This is a genomic window from Mycobacterium sp. SA01 (assembly GCF_041287105.1).
In the GTDB taxonomy this organism is placed as follows: Bacteria; Actinomycetota; Actinomycetes; order Mycobacteriales; family Mycobacteriaceae; genus Mycobacterium.
On the sequence record NZ_JBGGNO010000013.1, the window covers coordinates 118,901 to 137,917 of the forward strand.

Annotated in this window: 8 protein-coding genes; 3 read left to right on the plus strand and 5 right to left on the minus strand. The window is 65.0% G+C overall.

The genetic code is table 11. The features are described 5' to 3' along the window. Positions 1 to 434 precede the first annotated feature (434 nt). From AB4879_RS04490 to AB4879_RS04500, 3 genes are read left to right on the plus strand one after another with little or no spacing between them, the layout of a single operon-like run. Positions 435 to 869: an MmpS family transport accessory protein gene (locus tag AB4879_RS04490; RefSeq protein WP_370506624.1), complete on the plus strand. Its 435-nt coding sequence runs from the start codon at positions 435 to 437 to the stop codon at positions 867 to 869. Next, entirely contained in the window at positions 866 to 3,748 is a 2,883-nt protein-coding gene (locus AB4879_RS04495; protein ID WP_370506625.1) for an RND family transporter, read from the plus strand. The genes AB4879_RS04490 and AB4879_RS04495 overlap by 4 nt, the downstream gene beginning before the upstream one ends. Beyond that, positions 3,749 to 6,682, plus strand: coding sequence for an RND family transporter (locus tag AB4879_RS04500; RefSeq protein ID WP_370506626.1), 2,934 nt, complete (start codon positions 3,749 to 3,751; stop codon positions 6,680 to 6,682). A gap of 9 nt (positions 6,683 to 6,691) precedes the next feature. Here the strand turns inward: AB4879_RS04500 and AB4879_RS04505 are convergent, their stop codons facing one another. The 5 genes from AB4879_RS04505 to AB4879_RS04525 form a co-directional block, all read right to left on the minus strand. After that, a complete protein-coding gene (locus AB4879_RS04505; RefSeq protein ID WP_370506627.1) occupies positions 6,692 to 8,128 on the minus strand; it encodes a sugar nucleotide-binding protein in 1,437 nt (478 codons plus the stop codon). Positions 8,129 to 8,144: 16 nt separating this feature from the next. Beyond that, complete coding sequence (rfbB, locus tag AB4879_RS04510; protein WP_370506628.1) at positions 8,145 to 9,143, minus strand: dTDP-glucose 4,6-dehydratase; 999 nt, start codon at positions 9,141 to 9,143, stop codon at positions 8,145 to 8,147. Continuing rightward, positions 9,143 to 10,012: a glucose-1-phosphate thymidylyltransferase RfbA gene (rfbA, locus tag AB4879_RS04515; RefSeq protein ID WP_102809661.1), complete on the minus strand. Its 870-nt coding sequence runs from the start codon at positions 10,010 to 10,012 to the stop codon at positions 9,143 to 9,145. The genes rfbB and rfbA overlap by 1 nt, the downstream gene beginning before the upstream one ends. Then, entirely contained in the window at positions 10,009 to 16,533 is a 6,525-nt protein-coding gene (locus tag AB4879_RS04520; protein WP_370506629.1) for a beta-ketoacyl synthase N-terminal-like domain-containing protein, read from the minus strand. The genes rfbA and AB4879_RS04520 overlap by 4 nt, the downstream gene beginning before the upstream one ends. Beyond that, positions 16,530 to 19,017: SDR family NAD(P)-dependent oxidoreductase (locus tag AB4879_RS04525; protein WP_370506630.1), on the minus strand; the 2,488-nt coding region annotated here is incomplete at its 5' end. The genes AB4879_RS04525 and AB4879_RS04520, both read right to left, overlap by 4 nt.

The following is a 19,017-nucleotide window of genomic DNA, read 5'->3' on the forward strand; positions in this document are numbered from 1 at the left end:
CATAAGACTTAGCCATTACTGCAGCTCCGCGCACACGCTGACGCGTATGCTCCGCTGTTGCACCGCAAAGAGCCCACACGGAGGCCATAAGCATGGTTGACTCTCGTCGAGATCGGTCGCGTAATCGACGGCCCCGCACATTTGCGGGCACTGTTATCGCGCTGGCCGTGACACCCACCCCTCGGGGGTTACGCGAGACGCCGTGCCTCGATGTGTAGTCGGATGTTCCATCTGATGGCTGGCGCTAGGAGTGGAAACACTCGGCAGACGGGAAAGGTCGGCGTGCAGTGATCGACGGAAGTTTGCCCGACGTTGCGCAAACTGAGCCCGAAGCCACCGACTGGCCCCGCGAGGACACCGCTGTGCAGCCTGCTGATCAAGCGCCCCCGCCTCCGCCTCCGGGTGGATCCCGTAACCGCCGCAAAAATCGTGGCTTGGTACTCGCGTTGCTCGGCCGCGTGTGGATCCCGCTGGTGGTTATCGCCGTGCTCGCCGCCGGCGGGCTGGCCGTGTCACGTCTGCACAGCATCTTCGGCAACGAGAAGACCCTCTCCTACGGCGACACCAAGAATGACAAAGGCAAGCCCTACAACCCGAAGAAGATGAAATACGAAGTCTTCGGACCGCCGGGAACGGCAGCGCAGATCAGCTACTTCGACGAGAACGGTGACCCGGTTCACCAGGACGTGACGCTGCCGTGGTCGTTGGAGTTCCCGATCTCCGCGGCGGCAGGCATCGGAAGCATCGCCGCGCAGGGTGACAGCGACACCATCGGTTGCCGCATCACGGTCGACGGCGTCGTCAAGGCGGACAACACCACCACGCATGAGGTCAGTTCTTTTGTCTCCTGTCTGCTGAAGGCCGCATGAGTAATCACGAGCTGCACACCGGCCGGTCCACGGTCGCGAAGACGATCCGCCGGTTTTCGGTGCTCATCATCTTGGGCTGGCTGGCGGTCGTCGTCGGCTTGACCCTCGGGGTCCCGACACTGGAGCAGGTCGAGGCGGAGCACTCGATTTCTCAAAACCCCACCGATGCGCCGTCATTCCGGGCGACTCAGCGCATGTCTGAGGTCTTCCAGGAATCGGTGTCCGGTACGGCCGCGGTGATGATCGTGCTGGAAGGCCAGCAACCGCTCGCCGATGAGGCCCACGCCTACTACGACGGCTTGATCCGTCAGCTGCGCAGCGACCCCAAGCATGTGCAGCACATCCAGAACTTCTGGGGTGACCCGCTCACCAGCGCCGCCGCCGAAAGCGATGACGGTAAGGCGGCCTACGTACAGCTGTCGGTGACCGGTAAGCCGGGCGAGGCCATGGCCAACGAGTCTGTCCGAGCAGTGCAGCACATCATCGCGGAGACACCGGCGCCACCGGGGATCAAGACCTACGTCACCGGTCCGGCGGCGCTGGCCGCGGACATGAGCGTCAGCGGCAACAGCACCGTCACCACCATCACGTTGGTGAGCATCCTGGTGATCCTCGTGACGCTGCTCTTTGTGTACCGTTCTCCGCTCACCGTGATCCTGTTGTTGATCGTGGTCGGCGTGCAGCTGCAGGCGGCACGCGGATTCGTCGCGCTGCTCGGTCACCACGAGATCATTGGCCTGACCACCTTCGCGGTAAATCTGTTGGTGGCCTTGGTGATCGCAGCCGGAACCGACTATGGGATCTTTTTCATCGGTCGCTATCACGAGGCGCGCCTGGCTGGTGAAGACAAAGAGACGGCCTTTTACACGACCTACCGCGGCGTCGCGCATGTGGTTTTGGCCACCGGCTCGACCGTCGCCGGCGCCACGCTCTGCCTCCACTTCACCCGCCTGCCCGCTTTCCAGGCCCTCGGCATTCCGTGCGCGGTGGGCATCATGGTCGCAGTCGCGGTCGCCCTCACACTCGTCCCCGCAGTGATTGCGGTCGGCAGCCGATTCGGCCTATTCGAGCCCAAGCGCACCGCCCGAGCCTTCGGCTGGCGACGGATCGGAACGGCCATCGTCCGATGGCCAGGACCCATTCTGGTCGCATCATTGGCGGTCACGCTGATAGGACTGTTGACGCTGCCGGGCTTCAAGCCCGACTACAACGACCAGCACTTCCTCCCGAAGAACATTCCCGCCACCGAGGGAATTCAGGCGGCATCGCGGCATTTCAGCCCATCGGCGATGATGTCGCCCGAGGTGCTCATGGTCGAGACCGATCATGATCTGCGCAATCCGGCCGATTTCCTAGTGCTCAACAAGCTGGCCAAAGCCGTACTCGCGGTTCCCGGAATCGAAAAGGTTCAGGCAGTGACCCGGCCGGAGGGAACTCCGATCGCGCACACGACGATTCCCTATCTGATGAGCACGCAACAGGCCGGCCAGCAGCAATTCATGTTCTTTCAGAAGGCGCGCATGGCGGACCTGCTAACGCAGGCCGACCAATTGCAGCAATCGATCAACATCATGTCGCGCATGTACGGCCTGATGAAGCAGATGTCAGCGACGATGCACGAAATGGTGAAGAGCACGCATGATATGGCTGACATCACCATGCAATTGCGTGATCACATTGCAGACTTCGAGGACTTCTTCCGGCCCATTCGTAATTATTTGTACTGGGAACCACACTGCTTCAACATCCCGCTCTGCTGGTCGGTCAGAAGCATCTTCGACATCCTCGACGGCGTCGACGGGCTGACCGAGAAGCTCCAGCAGCTGGTCGGAAACCTCGACCAGATGGACGTCATCATGCCGCAGCTGCTCGCGCAGTTCCCGGAGATGATTTCGATCATGGAGGGCATGCGCGGAATGCTGCTCACCATGCACAGCACCATGTCCGGCGTCTTTGGCCAGATGGACGACAATGGCGCGAATTCGACGGCGATGGGCAAAGCATTCGACGCCGCCCAGAACGATGATTCGTTCTACGTGCCGCCGGAGGTCTTCAAGAACGAAGACTTCAAGCGAGTCATGAAGATTTTCATCTCCCCGGACGGGAAAGCCGTCCGCATGCTGATCTCCCAGAAGGGTGACCCCACCTCGCCCGACGGCATCGCCAGGGTCGATGCGATCAAGAGCGCGGCCGAGGAAGCACTCAAGGGAACCCCGCTGGAAGGCTCGCAGATCTCGCTCTCCGGCACAGCAGCTCTGGTGAAAGATCTGGTCACCGGCACCCGATACGACATGATGATTGCAGTCGTCGCGGCGCTCTGTCTAATTTTTGTCGTCATGCTGATCGTGACGCGAAGTCTGATCGCGGCAATGGTTATTGTCGGCACGGTATTGCTTTCACTAGGAGCGTCATTCGGCCTAGCTGTATTCGTTTGGCAATACTTATTGGGAATACCGTTGCACTGGTCAGTATTCGTCATGACGGTGATCATTCTTTTGGCGGTCGGATCCGACTACAACTTGCTGCTCGTAGCCAGAATGAAAGAAGAATTGGGCGCCGGCATCAACACCGGCATCATTCGGGCAATGGCCGGCACCGGAAAGGTCGTGACCACCGCCGGCCTGGTATTCGCGTTCACGATGGCGTCGATGATGGTCAGTGACCTGGTCAGCATCGGCCAGTTGGGCACCACAATCGCCCTGGGTCTGTTGTTCGACACCCTCGTGGTACGGGCGTTCATGACACCGTCGATCGCGGCGTTGTTGGGACGTTGGTTCTGGTGGCCGCAACGGGTTCGGCCTCGGCCCGCCAGTACGATGCTCCGGCCCACAGGACCGCGTCCGCTGGTGCGCGCCCTGCTGCTGAACCAAGAGAAGTAAGTGTCGGATATCCAGACCAGGACTGAGCCGGCACATCAGCTCGATCGCCCGTTGATCGCGCGGTCGATACGTGCGCTTTCTCCCCTGATCATCGTGGCGTGGGTGGCGATCACGGTCTACGTGACGTTCTTCGTCCCCTGGCTCGAGACCGTCGGTCGCGACCATTCAGTGCCGATGGCTCCCCAAGACGCCCCGGCGGTGATTGCCATGCACCGGATGGGCGCGGAATTCCAGGAATCGTCCTCCGACAGTTTCGCCATGCTCGTGATGGAGGGGCAGCAGGAACTCGGAGACGAGGCGCACGCGTATTACGACGGACTGGTTCGTGCGCTCAAGAGCGATACCACGCACGTCGAGCATGTACAGGATCTGTGGGGAGATCGGCTCACCGCGGCAGGCGCACAGAGCAAAGACGGCAAGGCCGTTTACATTCAGTTGAACCTGGCCGGCAATCAAGGCACGACGCTGGGCCAGCAATCAATTGCCGCGGTGCGCGGCATCGTCGAACGAACGACAGCGCCGCCCGGTATCAAGGTCTACGTCACTGGCCCGGCCGCGCTGGTCGCCGACATGCAGCACGCCGGCGACCACTCCATGATCAAGATGACCGCGGTGGGCGGCGTCATCATTTTTGTGATCCTGCTCTTCGTCTACCGGTCGATCATCACCGTCCTCGGCTTGCTGCTGACGGTCGGGATCGAAGTCCTCATCGCCCGCGGCGTTGTGGCATTTCTGGCCGACCACAATGTCATCGGCCTCTCGACATTTGCAGTCAGTCTGCTGGTCGCCTTATCGATGGCGGCCGGAACCGACTACGGCATCTTCTTCTTCGGCCGCTATCACGAGGCGCGTCAGGTCGGCGAAGACATCGAGACCGCCTTCTACAGCACCTTCCGCAGCGTCGCGCCAGTGGTGTTGGGCAGCGGTCTGACGATCGCCGGGGCCATGCTGTGCCTGAGCTTCACCCGGCTGCCCATCTTCCAGAGCATGGGCGTGCCGTCCGCTGTCGGCATGTTCGTCGCTGTCGGAGTGGCCGTGACGTTGGTTCCGTCGTTTCTGGCGGTCGGCGGCCGCATCAAACTGTTCGACCCCAAGGTCCGGCTCAGGAACCGGCGCTGGCGCCGAATCGGCACGGCGGTCGTCCGCTGGCCGGTGCCCATTCTCATCACCACGATCGCGATCGCGCTGGTGGGCCTGCTTGCGCTGCCCGGCTATCAAACGAGCTACAACGACAGGCTCTACATCCCCAAGGATCTGCCCGCGAACGTGGGAAATGCGGCCGCGGATCGCCACTTCTCCCAGGCACGCATGATGCCGGAAATCCTGATGATCGAATCCGATCACGATATGCGGAATCCAGCAGATTTCCTGATCCTGCATAAGATCGCAAAGGCAATTTTCAAGGTCCCCGGCATTTCTCGCGTGCAAGGGATTACGCGGCCTGAGGGAACGCCGATCGAGCACACCTCGATACCCTTCCTGATGGACATGCAGAATGCCGGCATGCAGAGCAGCCTGAAGTTCATGCAATCCCGCATGGATGACTTGTTGAAGCAAGTCGGAATGATCAACCGGCAGATCGAGTTGATGAAGCGGATGTATGAGCTGCAGAAGCAGCTCAACGACATCACGCACAATTCATTCATCACGACGCAAGAAATGTCTACCGTCATCACGGTGTTGCGGAATAACGCGGCAGACTTCGATGACTTCTTCAGGCCGATTCGTAATTACCTGTACTGGGAGCCGCACTGCTACGACATTCCGCTGTGCTGGGCGGTCCGGTCGGTATTCGACGCAATCGACGGTATCAACGCACTGAACGACAAGATGAAAGAGATGCTGGTGCATCTCGGTGCGTTGGACAAACTGATGCCGCAGCTGCTCGAACAGATCCCCCAGATGATCACGATCATGGAGGGGATGCGGGACATGATGCTGAAAATGCACAGCACGATGTCCGGGACGTTCGGTGTATTGGACGATACGAATCTGAACACCACCGCCATGGGACAAGCCTTCGACGCGGCACAGGATGACGATTCCTTCTATCTGCCGCCCGAGGTTTTCCAGAACCCCGACTTCAAGAAGGCGATGAGCGCCTACCTGTCCCCCGACGGAAAAGCCGCGCGCTTCATCATTTCTCACAAGGACGAGCCCGCGTCGCCCGAAGGTATTGCAAGCATCGCCAAGATCCGGCTCGCGGCTGAAGAGGCTCTCAAAACGACACCGCTGCAAGGATCGAAGATCTCGATCGCCGGTACCGCAGCGACGTTCAAGGACTTCAGCGACGGCTCCAAATACGATCTCTTGATCGCGGCGATCGGTGCACTCTGCCTGATCTTCATCATCATGTTGATCCTCACCCGCAGCCTTATCGCCGCCCTGGTAATCGTGGGCACGGTGGCGCTGTCGTTGGGTGCGTCGTTCGGCATGTCGGTGCTGCTCTGGCAATACATTCTCGGCATCAAACTGCACTGGATGGTGTTGCCGATGTCGGTGATCGTGCTGTTGGCGGTCGGCTCGGACTACAACCTGCTGCTGGTATCGCGGATCAAAGAAGAGCTGAGTGCCGGCATCAACACGGGCATCATCCGCGCCATGGGCGGCACCGGCAAGGTCGTGACCAACGCCGGCTTGGTGTTCGCGTTCACCATGGCGGCCATGGTCACCAGCGATCTGCAGATCATCGGCCAGGTCGGCACCACCATCGGTCTGGGCCTGTTGTTCGACACGCTGGTGGTGCGCTCGTTCATGACGCCGTCGATCGCCGTCCTGCTCGGCAGGTGGTTCTGGTGGCCGCAGCTGGTTCGTCCCCGCCCCGCCAGCTTCATGCTGCGGTCCGAGGGAACACGTGCGTCAGCCCGGGCCTACATGCTGCCTCGCGAAGACGACGAGCCCATTACCGCCGAAATCCCAAGAGCGACGGTCTAGTTCGTCGGCCTATCCGGCGTTCGACGCGGCCCGGCTCTCCAGCCGCACGTAGTTCGCCAGACTCTCACCGGCGTCGGCGGGCACGAACCCCGTCGATTCGATCTTCGCCAGATCAAGAACGCCGTGAAGCGGCCGGGGCGCAACGGGATTCGTCGCCGTGCTGAAGTACTCCGCCGTCGACACCCCGCTGACCCGTGAAGGGTCGTGACCCGCGAGTTCGAACGTGCGCCGCGCCACGTCGGCCCATGAGGTGGCAGGTCCGGATCCGGTCACGTTGTAGGTCCCGTACGGTGCGTGTGTCTCGATCACATGCCGGATGGCCCGGGCCAGCTCCGAGGTGAATGTCAACCGCCCGATCTGGTCGTCGACCACCGACGGGTCGATACCCCGTTCGGCGAGAGAAAGCATGGTGCGCACGAAGTTTCGTCCGTCACCGATCACCCACGAGGTGCGCAGGATGTAATGCCGGTCCAGCGTCCCGATGATCTGGTCGCCGGCGGCCTTCGTCTGGCCGTAGACGCCGAGCGGCGTCATCGGATCGTCCTCACGGTAGGGCCTCGTCGCGCTCCCGTCGAACACGTAGTCGGTCGATACGTGCACCACGGTCAGCCGGTGTGCCGCCGCGACGCGCGCCAGATTCGCGATGCCGGTGACGTTTGCCGCCCACGCCGCGGCCCGTCCCTCGGCGGTCTCGGCGGCATCCACCGCCGTGTACGCCGCGGCATTGACGATCGTGTCGTAATCCCGCCAGGAGCGCGCCGAAGCGAAATCCGCACTGGTGAGATCGAAGTCGGGCAGATCGACGTACTCGACATGCGACAGGCCGTCGTAGGCGTCACGCAGTGCGCGGCCCAATTGCCCGTTGCAACCGATCACCAACGTCTTGCGCGGCTGGACCGGAACAACGTCCGACAGCGGCCCTTGAGCCCGATCCTTGGCGGACAGCTCGGCCTGCTCCAGCGGGATCGGCCAATCGATTGCGATGGTCTCATCCGCGGGGTTCAGCGAGGTGTAGACACCGTCCGGCGAGTAGTGATCGTTGACCAGGTAGGTGTAGGCGGTGTTCGGCTCCAGCGTCTGGAACCCGTTACCGACGCCTTGCGGGACGAAGACGGCGCGCGATGGGTCAATCTCAGCGGTCACCACGGTCCCGAAGGTCGGTCCGTCGCGCAGGTCGACCCACGCGCCGAAGATCCGGCCAGTAGTAACCGAGATGTACTTGTCCCACGGTTCGGCATGAATGCCACGGGTGGTGCCGGCCGACGAGTTGAACGAGACGTTGTTCTGCACCGGCCCGAAATCGGGCATCCCGGCGGCCACCATCTTCTCGCGCTGCCAGTTCTCTTTGAACCAGCCGCGATTGTCACCATGAACAGGCAGGTCCCAGATGACCAACCCGGGAATCGCCGTCTCCGTTGCGCGGAGTGGCTTTCCAAGCTCCGTCATTGCGTGCGCTCCCCTGTCATTGCCCGAGTCTGGCGTAGAAAGCCTCGGTGGCGTCTTTGGCGGGCGCCCACCAGCTTTCGTTGTCGCGATACCAGTCGATCGTCGCGGCCAGCCCTTGCTCGAAGTCAGGATATCGCGGCCGCCAGCCGAGCTCATCGCGCAGCTTGGTCGCATCAATGGCGTACCGCAGGTCGTGACCCGTCCGGTCCGGCACATTCTCGTAGGCATCGGCCGGCTGGCCCATGATCGTCAGGATCAGCTCGACGACGGTCTTGTTGTCCTTCTCGCCATTGGCGCCGATCAGGTATGTCTCCCCGATCCGGCCGTCTTCCAGAATCTGCAACACTGCCGAGGAGTGATCATCGGCGTGGATCCAATCGCGCACATTCAACCCCTCCCCGTACAACTTGGGGCGTGTCCCCCGCAGCACGTTGGTGATCTGACGGGGAATGAACTTCTCCACATGCTGATACGGGCCATAGTTGTTGGAGCAGTTCGAGATCGTCGCCTGCACACCGTAGGAACGCATCCACGCCCGCACCAACAGATCGCTGCCGGCCTTGGTCGACGAATACGGCGACGAGGGGTTGTACGGGCTGGCTTCGGTGAACCGGCCCGGATCGTCGAGCGCCAGGTCGCCGTACACCTCATCGGTCGAGATGTGGTGATACCGCACGCCGTACTTGCGGACCGCTTCCAGCAGAGTGAACGTCCCGATCAAGTTGGTGTGCAGGAACGGCTCCGGGTCGTCCAGTGAATTGTCGTTGTGGGTTTCCGCGGCGTAATGCACGACGCTGTCGACCCCTGCCACCAGCTTGTCGACGAGCTCGGTGTTGGCGACATCACCGTGGACGAAGCTGACCCGATTCTCGGGCAGGCCGGCCAACGACTCCCGATTCCCGGCATAGGTGAGTTTGTCCAGCACGGTGATGTGATGGTCGGTGTGCTCGACGGCGTAGTGCACAAAGTTGGATCCGATGAAGCCGGCGCCTCCGGTGACCAGAAGCTGCGCCACTAGAGACCCCTTTCCAGCAGATCCAACAGGTACGAGCCGTACCCCGACTTCACCAGCATCTCGGCCCGCTCACGCAGTTCGTCATCGGAGAGAAAGCCTTGCCGCCACGCGATTTCCTCTGGAACGCCGATCTTCAAACCGGTCCGCCGCTCCATCGTACGAACAAAATCCGCCGCGTCGGTCATCTGATCGAAGGTCCCGGTATCCAGCCACGCCGTGCCGCGGGGCAACACCTGCACTCGTAACCGGCCCTGCTCCAAATACTCCCGGTTGACGTCGGTGATCTCGTACTCACCGCGATCACTCGGTGAGAGATCCCGCGCAATCGCTACGACGTCGTTGTCGTAGAAGTACAACCCGGGGACCGCGAAATTGCTTCGAGGTTGTTTCGGTTTCTCCTCCAGCGACACCACCACTCCGCTGGGATCGAATTCGACCACACCGTAGGCCGAGGGCTCGGCCACCCAGTAGGCGAAGATCTGGCCGCCGTCGACGTCGGAGAAACACTTGAGCTGGGTACCCAGCCCGGGGCCGTACAGCAGGTTGTCACCCAGGATCAGGGCGACCTTGTCGTTGCCGATGAAGTCCGCACCGATGGTGAATGCCTGAGCGAGTCCATCCGGGGACGGCTGCTGTGCGAACGTGAGCGAGATGCCGAACCGGGATCCGTCCCCGAGCAGCCGTTCGAAACTCTCCGCATCGTGCGGGGTGGTGATCACCAGGATGTCGCGGATCCCCGCCAACATCAGCGTCGACAGCGGGTAATACGCCATCGGCTTGTCGTACACCGGGATCAACTGCTTCGACACGCCAAGGGTGATCGGGTGCAGGCGGGTTCCGGAACCACCCGCCAGGATGATGCCCTTCATGACATCCGTCGGATGACGCGAACGCCCATCCCGCGGGTCTCGTAGATGCACAGGTCGTCACACCAGAACCGGCCGTCGAACACCGCGAGCACGCCACGATCGTCGCTCTGGGTCGACAGAATCTCGATCTCGGACTTGGTGCGCTTGTTGGTCGGTGTCACCTGACCGCGGAACTTCCAGCTGAACATTTGGTCCAAAGCGACAGGCTCGAACTCGAATTCGTCACCCGCGCCGGCCAACCCGGCCAGCCGGACCGCCGCGCGGGCCGCCTGCTGCATGGCTTCCAGACCCAGCGAACCCGGCTGCACCGGATCCTGGAAGAAGTGGGCCTTGAAGAACCACGCCTCCGGGGTGACGTCATACTCGGCGACCAGCCGGCCCAGACCTGCTTCTCCCCCGCCGGGCCAGAACTTCACCCGGTCGAGCACCTGAAGCCTCCCCTGGTCCAGCCAAGGTGCGCCGTCGAGCTCGGGAGCCCGGTACGACAGTTCGACCGGAGCCGGGGTGGAAAGCGCCTCCAGCACACCTGGTTTCATTCGCAGACCGACTTGGTTGCGCAGCGCCTCGGGACTGAAGAACCCGAATGCCGTCTTCATCGTCATGACGACGTCGTCGTTCTGGGTGCAGACCACGTCGAAGAAGACGATCGTCGACCCGGCGCCGTCGGCGAACCGCTCCAGCGTCGAGGTCACTCGCAGAGTGCCGACCCGGGCCGGCCGATGCTGGACGACCTCGCCACCGTCGAGATTGCGGAACACCACGTCGTCGAGACGATTCGCGGCAAATCCGTTGTACGACGACAACCAGCCGCACGGCTGCAGCAGGATTTCGATGAGCACCGGCATCGGCACCGCGTCGACATGAGCGTCGGCGAAATACCATTCGCCTTCTGGCACATCGTATTCCGCGACGACGGTGCCACCCTTGGTCGGCACCCCCGGCGGACTGGACACGCTGAGTACGCGGGACATGAAGTGGTACGGCTCGTCCGGAAGACGCGGCGCCCGCCGAGTTCCGTCGAACGGCGCGTACAGGGCGCCGAACGCATCCGAGGGCATCCCGCGCCCGCACGCCAGAAGCGCGCCCTGGTCACCGCGAACATCGTTGGTGCCGGCCAGGATCTGCACCGGCCCGGGTGCGCCCGGCGGCATCGGCCAGTCCGGGACCAGACGCATCCCGAAGCGACGGGCGTGGAACACCTTGAAACCGTCACTGCGGCAGAGCAGCGCGGCGAAGACCGTCGGCGTCGGACCGTCGATGATCTCTTCGATGAACACCTCGTAGTCGAGCATGTGGTCGGCGTCCGGGGTCACCTGTCCACGACAGACGAAGCGGGCCATGTCATCCGGGACGGGCTCGAATCGCCACCCGTCGCGTTCGATGGAGAACCCGTAGGCCGCCATCGCGAACGACAGCGCCTGGGTGGCCGCGTCGGCCATCAGCGTGCCGGGCATGCAGGGGTCGTTCTTGAAATGCCCGTCGTAGAACCACATGTCCTTGGGCACGGCGGCGGTGGCGCGCAGATACCCGCGGCCCCACGGTCCGCCGGTGGGATCGAATTCGGCGATCTCGTCGATCAGCCGCAATTTGCCCTTCGGCAGTGACGGCGTGCGGGTATGGGCGGCGGCCCGTTCGAAGCCGGGTCCGAAGCACCGGTAGGCATGCCCCTCGGTGAAGGCCTCGACATCCTCGCGGGTGAACGAACGCTTCTGGGTGACCACCGGCGGCTCATCCCGGATCGCACCCGCGCGCGGCGCGTCGTCGGCGGCATCCCACAACACCCCGTCCGACTCGGCGAGCTCGGCGTCGGAGAAGAATCCGGCCTGCCCGTTGCGCACCGAGATCATCAGCCGGTCACCGATGTAGCAGTCGTAGTGGAAGAAGAACAACCGAGTATCACCGGTTTTCGCGTGACCGTCGATGTGGATCTCGTAGTGCAGCGTGTCGCCGCCCTTGGGCAGTTCGCCCATGAACGTCAGGTCGCAGCCGAGCAGGCGGTAGACGCGTTCGCTGCGGTTGGTGAAATCCGCACCGAGCCAGGAGGCGAGCAGCAGGTCCGCTTGCCCGCTCTCGATCACCACACCCGGCGACATGCGGCCGTTGTGGATGTACCAGGCGTCCGGGTCGACGTCGGTCTCGGTGACGATTGTGCCGGTGCCCATCGTTCCGGGCTCACCCTCGATGCTCATCACCCGATCCGCCAGCAGCAGCGGCGGCTCCGGCATCCGCACCAGCCGTTCGTACTGGTCGTACTCGACGAACTTCGGCCCCATGACCTCCGAGACCTTGCCGCCGGCAAGGATTTCCAGCTGAGCACGCGTCCACAGCGGCTCCGTGGCCGCCGCCGGACGCGTGCTCGGCGCAGGCGCAGTCGGCGCAGGCGCAGGCGCAGGCGGTGGGGGCGGTGCGGTCGGCGTCACGGTGACCGGCGGCGCCGGGGGTGCCGGCGCCGGGGGTGCCGGCGGCGGCGGAGGCGGTGCGGGCGGCGAAGGCATCACCGGTGCGCTCGCCGCGGGAGCGGGTGTCGGCGCGGGTGTGAAGACCGCGGGCGCGCTCGTCGCGACCGTGGAAATCGATCCCCGCCGTCCCGACACCAGCGCGAGAAGATCGCCGCGCGACTTCAGGAACGACGAGTGGGCTTCTGCCTGTCGCTCCAGGAAGGCGGTGTGCGCGTCGCTGACCGAGGCGACCAGATTCAGCGCCGTCGTCGTCTGATCGCTGAGCGCGCCAGCCGTGGGCGCGGCCGGAGCAACCGGCCGGGCCACGACAGTGCTTGTCTCCGTGACGGTGTGCACTGCGAGGTCCTGCGCTACCACCAGCGGCGCGAGCTGCGCAGGCGCGGGCGGCATGACTTGAACACTTCGCACATCAGACATGGGTGTACTTCCGTTTCTGGACGCCGCCGGCGTCGAGACAGTCCTGGGTGGTGCTGGGGGCGAAACAGTCTTGGGCGTTTCGGGAACCGAGACGATGTCCGGCCAGTGCGCGGGGAACGTCAGCGTGCGAGTTCCCTCCGACGCTGCCGGCCCCCGCTGTTCGCGCAGTTGCCGGATACGCGCCTCGAACGCCTCGATGTCGACGGGCAGTCCGTGCACCCACAGCTTGGACACGCTCTCGGCCAGGGCGCGCAACCCGCGCCGTTCCTGAGGGTCCAGCGCGACAGCCAGATGCGGCCGATCGCCGAGGATCTTGCCCACGGCACCGGTCAGGATGCTGCGCGGGCCGTGCTCGACGAAGATCCGGACGCCGTCCTCCCACGCTTGCAGAATCGTTGCGGGGAAGTCGATCGGCTCGAGGGCCTGACGGGTGATCGCCTCGGCGGCCGCCTCACGGGTGGGGACGTAGGCCCGGTTGACCGCGTTCGTGTAGAAGCGGATATCGGGAACCTCGTGCGTGTCCCGGGTGTGAATGTTGCGCCAGGTATCGGCGAACGGCGCCATGGCCTCGCAATGAATCACCATGTCCAGCCCCAGCGGGATCGCGGTGGCGCCGGCGAGCGCGTCGATCACCCGGCGGCATGCCGCGGGATCCCCACCGATGACGCAATCGTCGGGTGCTTGCACGATGGTCATGTAGGCGTGCGGTTCGGCGGCCAGGGCCGCGTCTACCTCGCTGCGGGGCGCGGTGATCCGCCAACATTCCCACGGGGCAGGCTGATCTCCGAGTCCCCAGTCGGCAGCCGCGACGCGGCAGTCACCGGTCAGTTCGTCGCCGTACATGCCCGACGCCTCGATCTCGCCCAGCATCGGTTCCAGATCACGCCAGACCCCGAAGGCCAACAGCGAGTTGGTTTCACCCGACGAAAGTCCGATCGCGGCAGTCGGTTTGAGTCCCAGTACGGTCCGGGAGAACTCGGCCTGCGACTGGCAGACCAGAGCGCAGCCGGTCAGCTGGGTGCGCGGATCCAGCGTCGTGATCCCGGCTCCGTGCAGCGCGCGCGCCAGATCACCGACGCCGGAGAGCCGTTCGGTGAGTGCATCACCGATCTCGGGCCACGCGAACAGCAGATCGCGCCCGGCACCCGGGTACGCCGCGGCCGCGCCGGTGAACGTGAATGCCAGTTCGCCGGCCATCGGTTTCTCGGCGTATGCGATGCCGGGGATCGCCGGAGCCTCGCCGCGTTCCAGGCGCTGGACGGCCTGCTGCCGCAGCGTGTCCACCGTGGACTCGCTGTCCCCTACCAGTGAACACCGGACCGGCCCGGCTCCACCCGGTTCGCCACGCTGCATCCGCGCCAGCAGGTCGGCCCGGCTGTCGCCGGCATAGCGTTGCGAAACCGGAACAACGCCAACAGCCAGCGGCTTGGGCGCACCATCTCCGGCAGACACGGTGATGCCGTCGGCGTGGCCGCCCAGCGCCTCCACCCACACCGCCGCCGAGGTTCCGCCCGGCGCCGGTTGAGCCCCGGCCTGGTCCACCCGCACCCGGGCCCGGACTGCCTCGGCGCGGGCCGCGATCTCCACAGCAGCGCTCGCGGCATGGGTGCGGCCGATCCGGCCGGCCGCGAAGTTCGGGTCGGTTTCGATCGGTTCGTCGTCGGTGTCGATGACGGCGATGATCTCGTCACCGGCCGCTTCGGCGTCCGCACGCCGCTTGAGCACGAAGGCCACCGCGGCGTCACCGTGTCCCACGCTCGTGTCGGCGTCGAGCGCATCGGCCGCCTGCGAATGCGCCGGTTCACAGCACATGTCCACCGCACCGGCCACGACGGTGTCGAGTTCACGATGTCGCAGCGCGCGAATGCCGATCTGCAGCGCGGTGATCGCGGACAGTTCCTCGGTGGACACAGTGAATCCGAATCCGCGGAAATCGCGCTGCGCATGGATGCGGTTGGCGGGAATGTTCGGCATGGTTCCCACCACGCCGTCGGCGGTCAGCCTGGGGGCCGCCTGTGCGTTGGCCTCCAGCCACCGTTCGTTGTCGGCGTTGAGCACCCGCAACCGTTGCCGCGCGATCATGGCATCGCAGCCCATGCCGACGAACACCCCGGTTCGCTCCGGATCGGTGATGACACCGTCGAGCGCCTGCCCGGACGCCGCCAGCATCACGGTCTGCTGACTGAGGCTGCCCGCGAGTTCGTTGGGCGGGAAACCGAGTCCGGCAAGCTCGAGCGCCACGCTGTCGAGCGGGGTGGGCTGCGCCTCCGGGCCGAACACCCGGCGACGGAATGCCTCGGCATCGCGCGCGTCGCCGGTGACCACACCGAGTCCGCAGATCACGATCTCGTCGGTCGGCGGCTGTTGCCGGTTCACCGAAGGCCTTGGCCCGCGGTAGTTCTCGACGATCAGGTGCGCGTTGTTGCCGCCGAACCCGAAGTTGCTGACCGCCGCGCGTTTGACCGGGCCGTCCCACGCCGTGGGGGTGGTCACCAAGGTGAACGGCGTATCGCCGAGCTTGTCGGTCGGCTTCTCACACACGGTGGGCGGAATGGTCGACGCCTGCATGGCGGAGAGCACATTGACCAGGCTTGCCGCGCCGGACACCGTGATGGTGTGGCCCAGGTTGCCTTTCAGCGCACCCAGTTTCAGCGGAACGTCACCATAAGCGGCCGCGATGCTCTGCAACTCGGTGGCATCGCCCAGCGGGGTGCCGGTGGCGTGACAGTCCACATAGTCGATGTCGGCCGGCGTCAGCCCCGCCTGCTCCAGCGCGGACAGCATGGCACGGGTCTGACCGCCCACCGCCGGTGCCAGGAAGCCGCTCTGGCGGCCGTCGTTCGAGAGCCCGACACCCAGGATCACCCCGAGGATGTCGTCCCCGGCGCGCTCCGCATCGGAGAGGCGCTTGAGCGCCACCAGGGCGGCGCCTTGGGACGGCACCAGGCCGTCGGCTTCCGCGTGGAACGGGCGGGACTGTCCTGTCGGGCTGAGCGCCTGCAGCGAGGTGAAGCCCAGGTGCAGGAACAGGTCGTCCGATCCGTTGACACCGCCGGCAAGCATCACGTCGGCATCGCCGTCGTGCAGAGCGTCGCAGGCGAGTTTGATGGCGTAGAGCGACGATGCGCAGGCCGCGTCGAGTGCGAACACCGGACCGTTCATCTCCATCGCGCCGGCGACGAGGTGCACGGGCAGCCCCGACGAGAACCGGTTGCGCGGATCGTCGTTGCCCTCCCCCGTCCAGAAGGCCTCGACGAACGCCGTGCCCATGGTGCTGGGATACGACAGATTGCCGACGATCAAGCCGGTGCGGGGAGCCGCGAGCGGACTGCCCAGGGCCTGCTGAGCGCACTGAGCGAGCCACCCGACGATCGGATCGAGCTGGTCCAAATCCGGTATCCGCGCGGCGAACTGGCTCAGATCGAACGAGGTGGCGACATAGCCTCCGGTCGCCGACGCGACACGCAGACCCGGTTTGTCGCTGGCCAGCAGCTTTCCCGGGTCCACGCCTCGCCACCGGTCACGCGGGGTGGGGGTCAACAGACAACGTCCGCTCAGCGACGCGTCGAACAGCTCCTCCGGTGTCGCTGCGCCGGGCAGCGCACAACTGCGTCCGACGATCGCGACGGGTTCGAAACCGCTCACGCCGGAGTGTCCGCGGCGCCGCCCGCGGCGTAGAACTCGACACCTTCGAGCGTTGCGATGAGCGCACCGTCGGAGGTTTCGTACGCGATGTCGAAGTCGACCCGCTTGTCGTTGACCGGGTGTGCGGCCAACCGGCAGCGGCCGATACTGCCGTCGCCGAACGCCCGGTGCAGAACGACACGCGCGATACGGATCGGCAGCACCAGCGGGCGCCCCTGAGAAGCGGCCCACACAATGCCGAGCTGCAGGCCGCCGTCGACGCCGGCGGCGTCGATCGCCCAGCCGTTCTGCGGCCAGCCGAGAGTGTCGAGGCTCTTGAGGTCGGCACTTCCGCCGGCAGCGCCGAACGTGTCGAGACGCTCGATCACCGCGAACTGCGGCCCGTGGAACAGGGGTCCGGCGTACGCCTCCTCGACGCTGACCGGCCAGGCCGATCCCGACACCGGCGGAACCGACAATTGCGGTGCCGCGATGGCTGCGGTATCGACGGTGGCGCGGTAACGGGCCCGGCCCTGCACATCACTGACGGACACCGCGTACTCCGAGCCGATGGGTTCGAAATCGATTCTGAGTGTCTGCTTCTCGCCTTCGGCGAAGGTCACGCCGGAGAGCACCTGGAAATCACGGACCACTGGGCAGGTATCGGCGACCAGGCCGCGAGCGGCGCGCAGAATCGCATCGAGCGCGATCACCACCGGCACCACCACCCGGCCACGGACCTGGTGATCGGTCAGCACCGGCAGGTCTTCGGCCGAGATATCCCACTCCAGGTGTGCGGCCCGCAGCCGGGGCTCGGCGGGGGCGGCAACCACGACCGCGGTGGCCGACGAACGGCACAGCGCGTGGTCGGCGAAGAACTGTGCTCCTTCATCGATGGGGATGACACCCACACCGCCGGCGAGGAATCGGCTCTTCAGTGTCGCGTCGACCATTCCGCCGTCCCACGGTCCCCAGCCGAATGCGCGGACGACGCATTCGCCGTTGCGCCGTGCGGACTCGCGGGCCGCGATGGCCTCCAGCGCCGCGTTGGCGGACGCGTACGCCGCCTGTCCGGGATTGCCTGCTCGCGCCGCAATCGAGGAGAACAACGAGATGAAGCGCAGCTCGTCGGATGACGTTGCATCCAGGAGTGCCTCCGCACCAACAAGTTTCGTGTTGAACACCTTGAGGAAGCCGTCGTCGTCGAGGTCTTCCAGACGCTTGTCGGCGAGCACACCGGCGCCATGGACGACACCGACAATCGGTCCGAAGTTCGCCCGGACCTCGTTCAACACGGTGTCCAGTGCGGCGCGGTCGGTGATGCTGGCCGCGAAGTAGCGTGCGGGTGTGCCCTGCCGCTCCGCGGTCGACAGGGTGGCGCGGACTTCCCGCTCGGCCAGCAGGCTTTCGGCTTGGGCGCGTGCCTGCGGCAGGCTGAGCTGTTCACCGCGGGCCCGCGCCGATGTCGCCAGTGCGGTGGCGATCTCGGCGGCCGTGGTACCAGCCGGTTCGTCGGCGCTCACATCCCGCAGGGGCGTGCGGCCGAGCAGCGCGAGCCGCAGGCCGTGGCGTTTGGCCAGCGCCAGTGCCGAATCCGCCGTCACACCACGAGCGCCACCGGTGACCAGCACAACGCCGCCCGTGGTGACGCTGATCGTCTCACCTTCGCCGACCGACGATTCGATGTCGTCGACTGCCACCAATCGGGTGCCGTCGGCGCGCAGCGCGACCTCGATACCGCTACCACCCTCGAGCAGTTCGGCAGCCAGTCGCTCGGCGTCCAGGCTTTCCATGTCAATGGCCCGCACGGAGGCGTTCGGCCATTCCCAGCCTGCGGTCTTCACCAGGCTCGCGACTCCGACCGGTACGTCGGCAGCGACGAACCGAGCACCCGTCGACTGTACGGCGACGAAAAGCCTTGTCGCAGCGTTGCTCCTGGCGACGCTGCGTGCAGCGTGGAATGCGCGCAGGTGCATCGCAACACAGTCTTCGGGCGTGCGAGCCGCCGACAGGGCGGCCAAGCTGATGACGGCGCCTGCCTCGGCGGGTACCTCGTCGACAGCGCTGGCGTTGATGCCGCGAGCCGTCAGTGCGGTCTGCAGGGCATCGGCGAAGGCAGGGTCCTCACGGGTGATGAAGACGACGCCGTCGCGCAGGCCCGCCATCGCGAGACCGGTGGGCGGCGCGGCGCGCAGCTCGGCCTCGGTGCAGGACAGCCCGACCGGAGCGGACGACGACGCAGTAGCCTGCGGTGCCGCGGTGGGCTGTTCGGTGCGGTCACCTGAAGCGAATCCGGAGACGGTGTCGACGACGTCCTGCAGGGTGCGCAGGTTGGCCAGCTCTGAGGCCGGGATCTCCGGCGCGCCCGGGAACTTCGCCTGCAACGCCGCCAAAATCTCGACCTGCTTGATCGAATCGATCCCGAGCTCAGCCTCCATCTCCATGCCCAACCCGAGCATGTCCACCGGATAACCCGTCTTCTCCGAAACAATCGACAACACAACA